This is a genomic window from Rhodanobacteraceae bacterium (genome assembly GCA_024234055.1).
In the GTDB taxonomy this organism is placed as follows: Bacteria; Pseudomonadota; Gammaproteobacteria; order Xanthomonadales; family SZUA-5; genus JADKFD01.
On the sequence record JACKOW010000001.1, the window covers coordinates 668024 to 683845 of the forward strand.

15 protein-coding genes and 1 riboswitch are annotated in these 15822 nt (G+C 62.2%); of the genes, 11 read left to right on the top strand and 4 right to left on the bottom strand.

From position 1 onward, the window contains the following. Positions 1-22: 22 nt before the first annotated feature. From rpsK to H7A19_02770, 6 genes are all read left to right on the top strand, one after another. The gene (rpsK, locus tag H7A19_02745; protein ID MCP5473738.1) at positions 23-421 is read left to right on the top strand and encodes a 30S ribosomal protein S11; all 399 of its coding nucleotides are present in this window, start codon (positions 23-25) and stop codon (positions 419-421) included. 18 nt (positions 422-439) lie between these two features. After that, complete coding sequence (rpsD, locus tag H7A19_02750) at positions 440-1066, top strand: 30S ribosomal protein S4 (GenBank protein ID MCP5473739.1); 627 nt, start codon at positions 440-442, stop codon at positions 1064-1066. Positions 1067-1083: 17 nt separating this feature from the next. Further along, complete coding sequence (gene rpoA / locus H7A19_02755; GenBank protein MCP5473740.1) at positions 1084-2079, top strand: DNA-directed RNA polymerase subunit alpha; 996 nt, start codon at positions 1084-1086, stop codon at positions 2077-2079. A 15-nt stretch (positions 2080-2094) separates the two neighbouring features. Continuing rightward, complete coding sequence (gene rplQ, locus H7A19_02760) at positions 2095-2487, top strand: 50S ribosomal protein L17 (GenBank protein ID MCP5473741.1); 393 nt, start codon at positions 2095-2097, stop codon at positions 2485-2487. 186 nt (positions 2488-2673) lie between these two features. Beyond that, positions 2674-3180 (top strand): disulfide bond formation protein B, encoded by a 507-nt coding sequence (locus H7A19_02765; protein ID MCP5473742.1) that lies wholly within the window; start codon positions 2674-2676, stop codon positions 3178-3180. Between the two features lie 23 nt (positions 3181-3203). Continuing rightward, entirely contained in the window at positions 3204-4625 is a 1422-nt protein-coding gene (locus H7A19_02770) for a 3-deoxy-7-phosphoheptulonate synthase class II (GenBank protein ID MCP5473743.1), read from the top strand. Positions 4626-4736: 111 nt separating this feature from the next. Here the strand turns inward: H7A19_02770 and phbB are convergent, their stop codons facing one another. Then, positions 4737-5489: an acetoacetyl-CoA reductase gene (gene phbB / locus H7A19_02775; GenBank protein ID MCP5473744.1), complete on the bottom strand. Its 753-nt coding sequence runs from the start codon at positions 5487-5489 to the stop codon at positions 4737-4739. A 242-nt stretch (positions 5490-5731) separates the two neighbouring features. On the opposite strand from phbB, the gene H7A19_02780 reads away from it, so the two are divergent. Then, positions 5732-6943 (top strand): methionine adenosyltransferase, encoded by a 1212-nt coding sequence (locus H7A19_02780; protein ID MCP5473745.1) that lies wholly within the window; start codon positions 5732-5734, stop codon positions 6941-6943. Between the two features lie 304 nt (positions 6944-7247). On the opposite strand, the gene H7A19_02785 is transcribed toward H7A19_02780, so the two are convergent. Further along, complete coding sequence (locus H7A19_02785) at positions 7248-8678, bottom strand: adenosylhomocysteinase (GenBank protein ID MCP5473746.1); 1431 nt, start codon at positions 8676-8678, stop codon at positions 7248-7250. Between the two features lie 19 nt (positions 8679-8697). Then, positions 8698-8779: riboswitch (S-adenosyl-L-homocysteine riboswitch) on the bottom strand. A gap of 120 nt (positions 8780-8899) precedes the next feature. Beyond that, positions 8900-9571, bottom strand: a complete 672-nt coding sequence (locus tag H7A19_02790; GenBank protein MCP5473747.1) for an energy transducer TonB — start codon at positions 9569-9571, stop codon at positions 8900-8902. A gap of 112 nt (positions 9572-9683) precedes the next feature. Between H7A19_02790 and H7A19_02795 the strand changes: the two genes are divergently transcribed. The 4 genes from H7A19_02795 to H7A19_02810 all read left to right on the top strand — a co-directional run bounded on the left by H7A19_02795 (position 9684) and on the right by H7A19_02810 (position 12443). Next, positions 9684-10349, top strand: coding sequence for an ankyrin repeat domain-containing protein (locus H7A19_02795; protein ID MCP5473748.1), 666 nt, complete (start codon positions 9684-9686; stop codon positions 10347-10349). A gap of 162 nt (positions 10350-10511) precedes the next feature. Next, positions 10512-11009: a DUF1579 family protein gene (locus H7A19_02800; GenBank protein MCP5473749.1), complete on the top strand. Its 498-nt coding sequence runs from the start codon at positions 10512-10514 to the stop codon at positions 11007-11009. Between the two features lie 172 nt (positions 11010-11181). Further along, a complete protein-coding gene (locus H7A19_02805) occupies positions 11182-11577 on the top strand; it encodes a hypothetical protein (protein MCP5473750.1) in 396 nt (131 codons plus the stop codon). Positions 11578-11648: 71 nt separating this feature from the next. Further along, positions 11649-12443: a 3-hydroxybutyrate dehydrogenase gene (locus tag H7A19_02810; GenBank protein MCP5473751.1), complete on the top strand. Its 795-nt coding sequence runs from the start codon at positions 11649-11651 to the stop codon at positions 12441-12443. Between the two features lie 269 nt (positions 12444-12712). Here the strand turns inward: H7A19_02810 and H7A19_02815 are convergent, their stop codons facing one another. Next, positions 12713-15763, bottom strand: a complete 3051-nt coding sequence (locus tag H7A19_02815; protein MCP5473752.1) for an Ig-like domain repeat protein — start codon at positions 15761-15763, stop codon at positions 12713-12715. Positions 15764-15822: the final 59 nt, after the last annotated feature.

Below are 15822 nucleotides of genomic sequence, written 5' to 3' on the forward strand. Positions count from 1 at the left end.
AAACTTCAAACGGAATTAGAATATGAGCAAGGCGTCTGCCTCGGCTGGTAAAGCCAAGAAGAAAATCAAGCGCTCGGTGTCGGATGGCATCGCGCACGTCCAGGCTTCATTCAACAACACGGTGATCACGATCACCGACCGTCAGGGCAATGCCCTGAGCTGGGCGACTTCAGGTGGCGCCGGTTTCCGCGGGTCTCGCAAGAGTACCCCGTTCGCGGCCCAGGTTGCTGCAGAGAAGGCTGGCAAGGTGGCGCTGGAATACGGCGTAAAGGCACTGGAAGTGCGGATCAAGGGCCCGGGTCCGGGTCGTGAGTCTGCCGTTCGTGCGCTGAATGCGCTTGGTCTGAAGGTGACGAACATTTTGGATGTGACGCCGATTCCGCACAACGGCTGCCGTCCGCCGAAGCGCCGTCGCGTGTAATCAAGGAGGATTGACGTCATGGCTCGTTATACTGGACCCACCTGCAAACTGGCTCGCCGGGAAGGCACCGACCTTTTCCTGAAGAGCCCGGCTCGCCCGATCGACAAGAAGTGCAAGATCGAGCAGAAGCCTGGTCAGCACGGCACCGCCAAGAAGGCCAAGAATTCTGACTACTCGCTGCAGTTGCGCGAAAAGCAGAAGGTCAAGCGTATCTATGGTGTGCTGGAGCGCCAGTTTCGTCGTTACTACTTTGAGGCAAATCGCCGTCGCGGTGCGACCGGTGAGAACCTGCTGCAGTTGCTGGAATCGCGACTGGACAATGTCGTCTATCGCCTCGGTTTCGCGGTGACCCGCGCTCAGGCACGGCAAATGGTTTCCCATCGCGGCGTCAAGGTCAACGGCAAGATCGTCAACCTGGCCTCCTATCAGGTCAAGGTCGGCGACATCGTCGCCCTGGCGGATCGTGCCAAGGAGCAGCTCCGCGTCAAGGAAGCTCTGACCCTGAGTCAGGAAATGGATCTGACCCCCAGCTGGCTGGAAATCGATGCAGCCAAGGCCGAGGGTGTGTTCAAGCAGGTTCCTGACCGCAGTGATTTGTCCGCCGACATCAATGAGAATTTGATCGTCGAGCTCTATTCCAAGTAATCCTGCGAGGTTTATTCATGACGTCTGCAACCAGTTTGCTGCGTCCCCACAATCTGGTGGTCGAGAATGCCGGTGATCGGCGTGCACGAGTAGTACTCGAGCCGCTGGAGCGGGGATTTGGCCATACTTTGGGTAACGCGCTTCGTCGCGTGTTGCTGTCCTCCATTCCTGGGGCAGCGGTGACTGAAGTCGAGATTGACGGGGTCCTGCACGAATACAGCACCATGGAAGGCGTTCAGGAGGATGTGGTCGAGATCCTGCTGAACCTGAAGGACGTGGCTGTGCGTTTGCACAATGTCGATCAGACCACTGTTCATCTGAGCCGCAAGGGTCGGGGTCCGGTGACGGCTGGCGACATCACCACTGATCACAATGTGGAAGTGGTGAACCCGGATCTGTTGATCTGCACCCTGACCAAGGACGTGTCCTTGTCGATGCGTCTGAAGATCGCCCGGGGTGTGGGTTACGAGGCCGCGAGCAGCCGCCGTATGCCGGAGGACGAGGCTCGTCCGATCGGCCGTCTGCAGATCGATGCCACGTATGCCCCGATTCGTCGCGTGGCCTACACGGTCGAGAGCGCGCGCGTCGAGCAGCGTACCGATCTGGACAAGTTGGTGCTGGACGTTGAAACCGACGGTACGGTCGATGCGGTGGATGCGGTCAAGCAGGCTGCCGGCATTCTGGTCGACCAGTTGGGCGCTTTCGCCGACGTCAGTCGTCGGGAAGTTGAGCGTCCTGCTGCGGGCCGGGCTGAGGTTGATCCGATCCTGCTGCGTCCGATCGATGACCTGGAACTGACGGTGCGTTCGGCGAATTGTTTGAAAGCCGAGAGCATTTACTACATCGGTGATCTGATTCAGCGCACTGAGGTTGAGCTGCTGAAGACGCCGAATCTGGGCAAGAAGTCGCTCACTGAAATCAAGGATGTGCTGGCAGCGCGTGGTTTGTCGCTCGGCATGAAGCTGGAGAACTGGCCGCCGCCAGGACTTGCCACCAGCGGTTTTGGCGGTTGATAAGGAGAATTAGTCATGCGTCATCGTAATGCCGGCCGCGCCTTTGCGCGCACCAGCGCCCACCGCCAGGCCATGTTTCGCAACATGACCAACTCCTTGTTTCAGCATGAGCTGATCAAGACCACCCTGCCCAAGGCCAAGGAACTGCGTCGCTTCGCCGAGCCCTTGTTGACTCTGGCGAAGGAAGATGGTGTCAGCAATCGTCGTCTGGCGTTCAGTCGCCTGCGTGACAAGGCTGTCATCGGCAAGCTGTTCGTTGAACTGGGTCCGCGCTACCGCGCTCGTCCCGGTGGCTATCTGCGCATTCTGAAGTGCGGTTTCCGCGCTGGCGACAACGCGCCGATGGCCTATGTCGAACTGGTCGACCGCCCGCAGAACGCGGCGGCAGCGGTCGATGCCGACGCCTGATCGCGATTCGCTCCGATCGCAGAAAGGCCGCCGTAAGGCGGCCTTTTTTTTGCACTGCAGCAACCCACCCTTCTTCGGTTACACTCAAGCGCTGCAGTTCGAAAGCCTTGAGTTTTCCTGCTGATGAAACCTTCGGCACCTGCCGTTGTCCTAGTCGGGCTCAACGGTGATGACAGAGAAAGGCAGATGTTGGCATTGAGAAATCTGAGTTCCCGGCAGGTGTTTGGCGCCTTCGCGTTGGTCTGCGCGCTGTTGCTGGCATATGCCTTCTATGCAGAGTACGGTCTGGGTCTGGTTCCCTGCCCTTTGTGCATGTTCCAGAGGGTTGCGGTGATGCTCTTCGGGGCCATCTGTCTGCTCGGCGCGTTGCATGGGCCGGGACCATTGGGTGCTCGCATTTACGCCGGGTTCGCCCTGCTGGCTGGAGTACTCGGGGCGGCGATTGCTGGACGACATGTCTGGTTGCAGTCCCTGCCCAAGGATCAGGTGCCTTCCTGTGCCCCGCCGCTGGATTACATGTGGGACAACTTTCCATTCGGCAACATGCTCAAGACAGTGCTGATGACCTCGGGCGAATGTGCGAACGTCGATTGGGAGTTTCTCGGTTTGAGCATGCCGGTATGGACCTTTGTGGCTTTCGCAGTCATGGCGCTGGCGATGCTCATGCTTCTGGTTTTCCCCCCGCGCCGCTGAGTAGATTGGAGTGCGATTGATTCATGGCGCCTAGAACCCCTGTTTTGAGGAAAGATCCCGTGCTTACTGCCATCAAGGAAGTCCCCAACTGGTCGCCGTCGTCATGGAGTGAGCGCACTGCGCTGCAGCAACCGCAATACGATGATCTGGCGGCGCTCAATGCCCGTCTGCTCGAGCTCAAGTCGTTGCCGCCCCTGGTCACCTCGTGGGAAATCATGCAGTTGCGGCAGGAACTGGCGGACGCTGCCGATGGCAAGCGTTTTCTGCTTCAGGGTGGTGATTGCGCCGAGAATTTCAGCGACTGCAACAGCCCGCATATCGCCAATCGGCTGAAGGTCCTGCTGCAGATGAGTCTGGTGCTGGTGCACGGGTTGAAGCAGCCCATCGTGAGGGTGGGGCGCTTTGCGGGGCAGTACGCCAAGCCGCGCTCGGCCGATATGGAGACACGCGACGGAGTGACCTTGCCCAGCTACAGGGGCGACCTGGTCAACGGGCCGGAGTTCACGCCGGAATCCAGGCGGCCGGATCCGGCGCGACTGATCGAAGGTCACTCGCGCTCGGCCATGACCATGAATTTTGTGCGGGCACTGATCGATGGCGGTTTTGCCGATCTGCACCACCCGGAATATTGGGATCTGGACTGGGTCAAGCACTCGCCCTTTGAGCGCGAGTACCGTGACATGGTTCGGTCTATCGGCGATGCCGTGCGCTTCATGGAAAGTGTAGGCGGTGCGCCCATCGGTAGTCTGCGTCGGGTCGATTTCTACACTTCGCACGAGGCGCTGTTGCTGCATTACGAAGAGGCGCTGACACGCCAGGTTCCGCGGCAGTGGGGCTGGTTCAACCTTTCCACTCATTTCCCCTGGATCGGCATGCGCACGGCGGCCCTGGATGGCGCGCACACCGAGTATTTCCGCGGGATCCGCAATCCGGTCGGCGTCAAGATCGGGCCGTCGGTGACGGCAGAGCAGTTGATTCGTCTGATCGAGCGATTGAATCCGGACAACGAGCCGGGACGTCTGACCCTGATTCATCGCCTCGGCGCCAACAAGATCGCCGAGCATTTGCCGCGTCTGATTGATGTGGTTCGCAACAACGGCAAGCGAGTGCTGTGGTGTTGTGACCCCATGCATGGCAATACCGAAGGTACCGCTTCAGGCTTGAAGACCCGGCGTTTCGAGAACATCCGTTCGGAGCTGGAACAGGCTTTCGATATTCACGCCGCCAGTGGCTCACGTCTGGGTGGTGCCCACCTGGAGTTGACCGGTGAGAACGTCACCGAATGCATGGGGGGTGCCCGCGACCTGACCGAGCATGATCTGCAGCGCGCCTACCATTCCACCGTCGATCCGCGGCTCAATTACGAGCAGGCCATCGAACTGGCCATGGTCATTGTGCGCAAGCAAGGTGCCCGGGTCAGCGAGAGCTCGAGTTCGGGACAATAGGGCTCTCGGCAGGTACGATCAGGATCAGCAGCGCGTTCCGCGCTGCAATAGTCACTGAGGTATGTGGCGCCTGGGATTGCGCGCTGTCTGCAGCCTTGACGCTATGCCCGCTCAATCCATGAAATAGCCGCCGTTGACCGGCAGATTGGCGCCGGTGATGAATCCGGATTCATCGGCGCTGAGGAAATTCACGACTCGGGCGATATCCGCCGGCTCACCCAGTCTTCCGACCGGAATCTTGGCAATGATGTCGTTGCGGATGGCTTCCGGGATCTTCATGACCATCTGGGTCTTGCAGTAGCCGGGTGATACCGAGTTCACGGTAACGCCCTTGCGCGCCACTTCCCGGGCCAGCGCCATCGTGAACCCATGCATGCCGGCCTTGGCCGCCGAATAGTTGGTCTGTCCGAACTGGCCGGTCTGACCGTTGACCGAGCTGATGTTGACGATGCGGCCGAACTGGCGTTCGCACATGCCGTCGACGAACTGCCGGGAAAGGTTGAACACGCCATCAAGATTGACGCGCATGACGTCATTCCAGTGCTGGGCTTCCATCTTGCGCAGCGTGGTGTCACGGGTGATGCCGGCAGCATTCACCAGAATGTCAACGGGTCCATGGTGCGCATGCACGCGTGCTGCGAACTCGGCACAATCGTCAAAGTCAGCCACGTTGAGGGCTTCAAACTGGATCTGGCCATTGAACTCGGACACGTCCTGGCGGAACTGGGCGATGCGCTCCGGGCTGTGATCGAGATCCGCGGCCACGACTCGCCGACCCGCGCGGGCGAGATGCGCGCAGATTTCGGTGCCTAGACCACCGATGCCGCCGGTGACGACCGCCAATCTCTCTGGGCTCTGGGCCATGGTTCTAGTCTCGAATGCTGCGCTGCAGCAGAAGCGCGTGATCTTAGTTTCGCAACTTGCGGCCGTCAATCAGCCTGGGCGGGCGTCGTACGGGTGCATACATCAGTTGGGAGCTTTGCGGCTGCCGCGGCGCCTGTCGGGCCGAGGTCTTTTTGCGGCCGTATAGCCGTCCATTGTGTGCGCATTCGGTTGCACCCGGGTATGATCCCCGGCCTTTGCCTTGACCCGATTAGGACTTGTCCATGAGCGCATACCTGTTTACTTCCGAATCCGTGTCCGAAGGTCACCCGGACAAGCTCGCCGATCAGATTTCCGATGCCGTGCTGGACGCGATCCTGGCGCAGGACAAGAATGCCCGCGTGGCCTGCGAGACCATGGTCAAGACCGGCGTGGCCATCGTCGCCGGCGAGATCACGACCAGCGCCTGGGTCGATCTGGAAGCGCTGGTGCGCAAGGTCATTGTCGATGTGGGTTACAACAGTTCGAACGTCGGTTTCGATGGCGCCACCTGCGGCATTCTGAATCTGATCGGCAAGCAGTCCCAGGACATCGCTCAGGGCGTTGATCGCAAGCACCCGGAAGAGCAGGGCGCCGGCGATCAGGGCCTGATGTTCGGTTATGCCTGCGATGAAACGCCGGAGCTGATGCCGGCCCCGATCTACTACAGCCACCGCCTGGTGGAGCAGCAGAGCAAGGTGCGCAAGAAGAAGAACTCGCCGATGGCGTGGCTGCGCCCTGATGCGAAGAGTCAGGTGACGCTGCGCTACGAAGATGGCGCGGTCGCCGGCATCGATGCGGTAGTGCTGTCCACGCAGCATGATCCGGGCATCAAGCAGAAGGATCTGATCGAGGCGGTGATGGAGCACATCGTCAAGCCGGTGCTGCCGGCCAAGTGGATTGGCAAGCACACCAAGTTCCACATCAATCCCACCGGCAAGTTCGTCATTGGTGGTCCGGTGGGCGACTGCGGCCTGACCGGCCGCAAGATCATCGTCGACACCTACGGTGGCATGGCTCGCCACGGCGGTGGCGCCTTTTCGGGCAAGGATCCGTCCAAGGTCGACCGTTCGGCCGCCTACGCCAGCCGCTATGTGGCCAAGAACATCGTCGCTGCCGGCCTTGCCAGCAAGTGCGAGATCCAGGTCTCCTATGCCATCGGTGTGGCCGAGCCGACCAGCATTTCGGTGACCACCTTCGGTACCGGCAAGATCAGCGACGAGCAGATCGAGAAGTTGATCCGAGCGCACTTCGACCTGCGCCCCTACGGCATCGTCCAGATGCTGGATCTGATCCATCCGGTGTATCAGCATACCGCCGCCTACGGCCACTTTGGTCGCAAGCCCTATGAGATCAAGGGTGCCGACGGCAAGTCGCACACCGCCTTCTCCTGGGAAAAGACCGACAAGGCTGAAGCGCTGCGCGAGGCGGCGGGTCTGGGCAAGAAGAAGCGCTGAGGAGCGCGCGGCTCGGCACTCCAGAATGCCGGGACTCGGGCTCCTCGCTTCGCGAAGAGGAAAAGCGTCCAGATGAATCTGGACCGACAGGGTGCGAGAAATTCGCATCTACAAGCTGAAGCGTCCAGATGAGTCTGGACCCACAAAAGCAAAAAGGGCGTCGCAACTGCGACGCCCTTTCCGTTTAGCCTTTCCCCGAGTCCCGAGTCCCGAGTCCCGAGTCCCGAGTCCCGAGTCCCGAGTCCCGAGTCCCGAGTCCCGAGTCCCGAGTCCCGAGTCCCGAGTCCCGAGTCCCGGTCTTAGCTCAGTACCGATAATGCTCCGGCTTGTACGGGCCTTCCTGCGGAATGCCCATGTAGCTGGACTGGCTCTCGGTCAGCTTCGTCAGCTTGACGCCGATCTTCTCCAGATGCAGACGCGCGACTTCCTCGTCGAGCTTCTTCGGCAGCTGATACACAGCCGGCTCGTACTTGTCCTTGTTCGCCCACAGGTCGATCTGTGCCAGCACCTGATTGGCGAAGGAGTTGGACATCACGAAGCTCGGGTGGCCGGTGGCGCAGCCGAGGTTGACCAGACGGCCTTCGGCCAGCATGTAGATCTCGTTGCCGCCCGGGAAGGTGTACTTGTCCACCTGCGGCTTGATGTTGGTCTTGGTCACGCCCTTGGTCGCGTTGAGCAGATCGACCTGGATCTCGTTGTCGAAATGGCCGATGTTGCAGACGATGGCCTGGTCCTTCATCTTCGACATGTGCTCGACGGTGATGATGTCCTTGTTGCCGGTCGCCGTGACGTAGATGTCGGCCCGGCCCAGAGTGTCTTCCACCGTGGTCACTTCAAAGCCCTCCATCGCCGCCTGCAGTGCGCAGATCGGATCGATCTCGGTCACGACCACACGGGCGCCGAAGCCACGCAGCGAGCGTGCCGAACCCTTGCCCACATCGCCGAAACCGCAGATCACGGCCAGCTTGCCGGCGATCATGCGATCGGTCGCGCGCTTGATGCCATCGGCCAGTGACTCGCGGCAGCCGTAGAGGTTGTCGAACTTGCTCTTGGTGACCGAGTCGTTGACGTTGATGGCCGGGATCAGCAGCTTGCCCAGCGCCTTCATCTGATACAGGCGGTTGACGCCGGTGGTGGTTTCTTCGGAGACACCGCGCCATTCCTTGACCACTGCGTGCCAGAAGCCGGGGCGTTCCTTGGCGGTGCGCTTGAGCAGGCGCTTGATGACCGCCTCTTCTTCGCTGTCGCTCGGGCTGTCGACCCAACGGTCGCCCTGTTCCATCTGGTAGCCCTTGTGGATCAGCAGCGTGACATCGCCACCATCGTCGACCACCAGTTCCGGCCCCTTGCCACCCGGGAAGGTCAGCGCGTCCAGGGTGCAGTCCCAGTACTCTTCCAGGGTCTCACCCTTCCACGCAAACACCGGCGTACCGGTCTTGGCGATGGCGGCCGCCGCATAGTCCTGGGTGGAGAAGATGTTGCACGACGCCCAGCGCACGTTGGCGCCCAGCGCCACCAGGGTCTCGATCAGCACTGCGGTTTCCACCGTCATGTGCAGCGAGCCGGTCAGACGCACGCCAGCCAGCGGCTTGGCGGCTGCGTGCTTGGCACGGATTGCCATCAGGCCGGGCATCTCGTGCTCGGACATCTGGATTTCCTTGCGGCCCCATTCGGCCAGGGAGATGTCGCGCACCTTGTAATCGTGCGGCTGGATTTCCTTCACTACTGCGTTCATCAGCGTCCTCGTTGTCTATCACGGACGGGCGCCCTTCCTTGCGAAGGCCATAGCTCACCGAGCGTGACCCCGATAGCGGGATTGCAGCGCCCCTCGATGAGTGGACTGGCCAGCGACAGGCTGGCACGAGAACGCACATTATATCGCTTCGTCGCGATGAAGCGATGAATGCGGGCTGGAGAGTGTTGCAGATCCAGCCCGCGGTTCAGTCCGGCTTTCTCTTAATCCAGGGTATAGCTCACCGGCACGCGAGCCCAGGCGGCGCGCGGCTTGCCATCGACCATGTAGGGCTGGAATTTCCAGCGCTTGATGGCCTTGATGGCCGAGGCTTCGAAGTTGCGATTGCGGGTGCCGCCGATGACCTCGATGGTTTGCGGATCGCCCTTCTCGTTCACGAGCACACGCAGCACGACGTCCCCTTCGATGCCGCGGGCCAGTTCACGTCTTGGGTAGGCGGGTTGGCGTTTGACCAGCACGCGCAAGTTGACCAGTTCGCCTTCGCCGGTGCCCGAAATGCCGGTGGGGCCGACATCGACCGGACCCGGTGCCATGCGCGGCTCGTCAGAGGGGGTACTGACCACGATCTCGACCGTGGTCGTTGCCGGAGCAGCGGCGGGCGTGGGAGCGACGGTTGGCGGCGGCGCGATTCGATGGAGGGTGATGGGCGGCGGTGGAACCTCAACGGGGGGTGGTGGCAGCGGCGGCGGGTCGATCGGATCAAAGATGATGACCGGCTCAACGGACAATGTCGGTTTCTGGATGGGCTGCGTGGCCTCGCGTGGAAGCAGCATCATGCCGAGCACCCAGACGTGCAGCAGCAGCACGCCGGACCAGGCAGCCACTCGCTTTGGATCAATGCTCTGGCGTGAAGTCAATCGAATCGCAGTTTGCATGGCTTACCCCTGCCTTCCGGCACTTGCCCACGGTCGCGGGCGCTGTCATCACCGTAAACGTGCGCTCGTAAGGTGCTGATGAACGGGTCCAGACTGCGTTGGGGGAGCATTCATGAATCTGAATCTGCCAAAGTTGCAGGCGGCGATCAGCGCTGGCAACGTCGTTGAGCTTGAGCAACTGCTGGCCGCAGACCCGAGTCTGGCTGCAGCGACCAGCGAGCAGGGCGTGTCGATGATCCTCTGGGCCCTCTACCAGGGCCAGCGTGAGGCGGCCTTGGTCATCGCCGGACACAAGTCCGCATTGGATCTGTTCGAAGCGGCGGCACTGGGATTGACCGATACGGTTTCGAGCCTGCTGAGGGATGACCCGGCGGCCGTCTCGGCGCTGGCTGTCGATGGCTTCCCGGCACTGGGGCTGGCGGTGTTCTTTGGGCAGGCAGCTTGCGCGGCGCTGTTGCTGGCGGCGGGTGCCGATGCTGCCCAGGCTGCCGCCAATCCCATGCGCGTCGCCCCGGTCCATGCCGCCTGCACCCACCGGGATGAGGTCCTGGGCTGTCGCCTTGTGCACTTGTTGCTGGCTTTTGGCGCCGATCCCAATGCTCGACAGCAGGCGGGCTACACGCCGCTGCACTCAGCCGCACACCGCAACCAGCCGAGACTGATCACGCTGCTGCGAGCGGCTGGCGCCGACCCGCTGATCAGCAACGATGCCGGTGACACGGCCATCGATCTGGCGCGCAGGGAATCGAATGCAGAAGCACTCGGGGCGCTGCAATGAACAGGCCGCAAGCCAAGACTTCTGGCAGCCACTGGACTTGCGGCCCACTACTGGCCTACTGCGGAGCGTGATCTCATGCATCAGACGATCGCTGGATTCCTGTCTCGCAGATCCCGAATCTGGGTCTGCGCATGGTTTTTGGCACTGCCACTTGAAGGCGCCATGGCAGAGCAGACATCAGCCGTCGCGACTCCGCCGTCGGCCTGCGCCGATCCGGCTTTCCACGCTTTCGACTTCTGGTTGGGTGACTGGGATGTCTACAGTGGCGACAAGCTGATCGGTCATAACAGCATCCGGGCCATCGAACAGGGTTGTGGGCTGTCCGAGTCCTGGCGCAGCGCCAGCGGAACCACCGGCGTCAGCTACAACGCCTATGACCCGGCCGACCAGCATTGGCATCAGTTCTGGGTGAGTGCAGCAGGCTATGTGCTGCGACTTCGAGGCGATGTGGACGCGCAGGGGCGCATGGTCATGCTGGGCCAGTTGCCGAACGCCAAGACTGGCCAAATGGACCAGCAGCGGATCACCTGGTCGCGCGAGCCGGACGGCTCGGTGCGTCAGCTGTGGGAGGCCAGCGCCGATGGCGAGGAATGGACCGTGAGCTTCGACGGCAACTACCGCCGCGTGAGTTCAGAGCAAGACCGCCAGCCTGCCGACTAACGCGATTCTCAGTGGCTGCTGAACGGCCCTGGATTAGGCCTTCAGTTGCCGCCGATTTCGCGTGCGCGGCGCCCCGCGTAGTGATCAAATGGCGGGGCGTCCATCACCCCGCCGCCGGGTCAGCTGGGGACATCCTGGCGGCTACCCCCACGATCCCCTCGGAGCCCGTAACATGCGAATCTCGGTCATTGCTTGTGCCTTGCTTCTGGCTGCGCCGATTTCAGCGCCCGCAGCCGAAATCTGCGAGATGGTCAACGATGTCGCCAATTCCTGGAACGACATTGCCAATCTGCTGGACTCCGATGAGGCAGACGGCTTCAGCGAGAGTGATTACGAACAGATCGGCGAGGCGCTGGGCGCGCTGACCGAGGGTTCGGCCACGCTGGCGGGTGCGCTTCAGGGCGCCGGCAACGCCGATCAGGTGGCCTTGGGCGAGGAACTCGAAGCCGTGCTCTCGCACATGGCTGGAAAGGTTGACTCCGGCAACATCCAGTATCTGGCGGATTCCATCGACCAGATCACCCGGACCATGGATGCCGTGACCGACGACTGCGACGCCTCGCAGTAGCCTGGTACTTTTGGTCGGATGCGCCAAGTGCTCCGGGCAGGCATCCTTGCTTCTTTGACCGGAGTTCGTCCATGTCGAGTTTGAACAAGGTCGCGCGCAATGCCCTGGTGACAGGATCTACCAGCGGCATTGGCCTGGCCATTGCCCGGGCGCTGGCAGCGCAGGGCTTGAACATCACCCTGAATGGTTTTGGCGATGCGACCGAGATCGAATCGCTGCGGCTGGCGATCGAGGCCGAGTTTGGGGTGAAGGCTCGCTACAGCGCTGCCGACATGCGTGACGGCGGCGCCATCGAGACCATGGTGCAGGAAGCCACTGCGGCTTTTGGCAGTGTCGATGTGTTGGTCAACAATGCCGGCATCCAGTTCGTGTCGCCGATCGAGGAATTCCCGCTGGACAAGTGGGATCAGATCATTGCCATCAATCTGTCGGCCGCCTTTCACGCCACCCGTGCGGTGGTACCGCAGATGAAAGGCCGGCGCTGGGGGAGGATCATCAACACCGCCAGTGCCCACGCGCTGGTGGCATCGCCGTTCAAGAGCGCCTATGTGGCGGCCAAGCACGGCATTGCCGGCTTTACCAAGAGCGTGGCGCTGGAACTGGCCACTTTCGGCATCACCGTCAACTCGATCTGCCCGGGCTATGTGTGGACACCACTGGTCGAACGCCAGATTCCGGACACCATGAAGGCCCGCGGCCTGACTGAGGAACAGGTCAAGCGCGATGTCATGCTGGCGGCGCAGCCGACCAAGGAATTCGTGACTGTGGAGCAGGTGGCCGCGCTGGCGGTGTTCCTGTGCTCGGACGCCGCAGCCCAGATCACCGGCAGCAACATGGCCATGGACGGCGGCTGGACCGCGCAGTAGCGCCTCGTCGCAGGTGCGACCTTGCGTCGCGACCTGCACATCGCGGCCAGTGGCGAAAGTCGTTGCACTGGACGCAATACGAGATCAGGAGCGGAACGCAGAGAACGCAGAGAGCCGCTGAGAACGCAGAGAAAGCAAATCCAGATTCGATTTTGCATTTCTCGGGGTTCGCTCTGCTTTTCCTCGACGTTCTCTGCGAACCGCTTCTGGCATCAGGCCGACTCGGTTTTCGCTATCAACGACAAGAAGCGTTGCCAAAGCCCGGGCCGCTATTCGAACCCATCCACAAACAGCACATCGCCGCCGACCACATGCGGCTCGGTATCGCTGGAACCGGCGAAAGCGCCGGTCAGTGGGTAGGTGGCGGTCAGTGTGCGGTTGCCGGGGGTGGTCGACGTCAGATTGCAGCTGCCGATGCCGCCGGTCAGGGTGGCGTTGCAGTTGGCGCCAACGCCGTCGTTGATCGCCACCGTGCCGCTGGGCGTGCCGTTGGGACTACTGACCTGGACATTGACCGTGTAGCTGGCGCCGGGCGCGGACGGATCGGGTTGGTCACTGGTGATGGTGGTGGTGGTGGCGTTGGCGACTACATGCGACTCGGTGTCGCTCGAGGGGGCGAAGGCGCCGGTTTGGGGATAGCTGGCCGTCAGTGTCTTCATGCCGGGCGTGGCCGAGATCAGATTGCAACTGCCGATGCCGCCGGTCAGCGGCGCATTGCAGGTCGCGCCGGTACCATCGCTGACGGCGACGATGCCGGTGGGCGTGCCGTTGGCGCTGCTGACCTGCACGTTGACGGTGTAGCCGGCGCCCACGCCGGAAGGATCGGGCTGGTCGCTGGTGATGGTGGTGGTGGTCGGGTTGGCGACCAGATGGGGCTCGGTGTCACTGGAGGGTGCGTAGCTGCCAACACCCGGATAGCTCGCGGTCAGCGTGCGGTTGCCGGTGCTGGCCGAGATCAGATTGCAGCTGCCCAGACCACCGGTGAGCGGCGCATTGCAATTGGCCCCGGCGCCATCGCTGACGGCCACGGTGCCGGTGGGCGTTCCCGAGGCGCTGCCGACCTGCACGTTGACGGTGTAGGCCTGGCCTGGCGCTGAAGGATCCGGGCTGTCGCTGGTGATCGTGGTGGTAGTGGCGTTGGCCACCAGATGGGATTCGGTATCCGACGAGGCGGCAAAGATGCCGGTGGCGGGATAGCTGGCGGTCAGCGTGCGGTTGCCGCCGCTGGCCGAGCTCAGGTTGCAGCTGCCCGAGCCGCCACTCAGCGTGGCGTTGCAATTGGCGCCGGCACCATCGCTGACGGCTACCGTCCCGGTCGGTGTGCCGCCACCGCTGCTGACCGTCACCGCCACCGTATACGACTGGCCCACTGCCGACGGATCGGGATTGTCACTGGTGATGGTCGTGGTGGTGGCGATGTTGCAGTTGGTTCCGGAGACCGTCGGGCAGGGATCGCAGGCGTCGCCGATGCCGTCGTTGTCGGTGTCGGTCTGGCTGGGATTGAAGGTGCTCGGGCAGTTGTCCAGATTCAGGCAGACGCCGTCGAAATCGGCATCCCCAGTGGATTCGGTGCCACGGCACACGCAGGTGCGCGTTGCCGCAGTGGCCCAGCGGCCGTCTTCGCCGCTGATCAGTGTGCCGCGGGTGTTGGCGTGCTGGTTGTACACCCAGAAACACTGATTGACCGGGTCCACCGCGACGCCGCTGTAATCGCCCCAGCGGTTGTCGCCGCCAAAGGTGCGCACGTAGTAGGCCGATCCCGAACGCAGCAGGATCGGATTCGAGCTGCTGCCGCTGCTGTCATTGGATCGACGCGTCACGAAATAGGAGCTCGGGAAGATGCTGGAAGCTGCCGCGGAGAAACCGATGGCCGCGTGACCGTACTCGTTGACGGCGACGTTGGGATAGAAGGTATAGGTGCCACTGGCGATGGTTTCGCCGCCGATGGCGCCCTGGTCGGCCACCACCAGACTGTTGAGATTGCTGGTGTTGATCCGGATCCAGCGGGCAGTGGCCTGGCCGGCATCGACGCCAGAAGGCGGCACCACGGTGTGTGCCAGCCACAGCTCGTTGTTGCGCCACATGGCATCCGACGAACGGCGGTCGCCGGCATCGATGCGGGTCGTCGTTCCCGATTGCGGCGCGCTGGGGATGGCCACGCTCTCATTGTCGATATTGCCCAGCGACAGGAACTGTTCGTTGATTGAGGGTGCCGACAGCGGATTGTTGATGCGCAGTACTCGAACCTGGTCGGTCGTGCCGCTGTTCCAGCCGGTTGCCACCATCCACAGGCCCACACCGTTGGGCGCGACGCCGGCCATGCGTGCCAGCTGCGTGGTATTGGGCGGGTTGGACAGGCCGGCATAGGGATTGATCACCGACACCGTCGGCGCCTGCCCGGCATAGAAAGTGCTCTTCGGGATGATCCACAGACGTACGCCGGCATAGGTGCCGCTCAGGCCAAAGCCGAACATGTTGGCGGTGATGTAGACCGCTTCCTCATCGGCGGCAAAGCCCGGGAAATCGGCCCAGCGATCGGCGCCGCTGATCGAGATCTTGCTGTTGATCGCGGTGAAGCGCCAGGTGCCGTTGGGATCGCCGTCGTCGGACACGGCCACGAGCAGGCGCGAGCTGTTCACCGGATCGCCGTCGGCGGTGTCGCGCCGTTCCAGCGTCAGGATGACGAAGCGATCGGAATAGGGGTCGTAGATGACCTTGGGATCGAAGGTGAAATTGCCGCTGGGCGGATTGAGCGAGGCGAAGAAGGTGCGCAGTGATTGATTGAACTGACGCACCGGTGTGGCCGCATTGGTGTGCCATTGCACGGTGACGTTGGTGACGGTGACGACATGGCCGGTGCCCGCGGCCACATGGTTGTCAGGCGGGATGAACAGAAAACCCCCCGTAGTGCTGCTGTTGTTGTCGAAATCATTGCCCGAGAAGTTGGGTTGCGGGCCGGGAACGGCCTTGCTGCCGGCTTCGGCATCGCTTTCGGTCGGATCAGCGACGTCCGGGTGGCCGCGTCCCCGCTGGCCCGACGCGGGCAGATCCTCGCGCTTGGGCTGAACTTCCTCGCTCATCTGATAGCGAGCGGCCTCAGCCTCAGGGACCGGATCGAAGCTGGCTTCCACCGGAACCACGAGGCTGTCGACTGTCTGCGCCGTGATCTCGCCGAAGGCTGCCTGGCCTTGTTGTTGCGCGCCGAAGACGAATGCAGGATTGCGGGCATCGCTGACCGGCGTCTCCCGAACCATCTGGCTGCAGGCCGCACAACACAGCAGGACGTAAATCAGGGCTGGAACTTTGCGGCTGCGGAGCATGGCCGACCTCGGGATTTGTCTGCTCGCAGTTTAATCCAGGGCGTCGGCGCTGCCGGGTT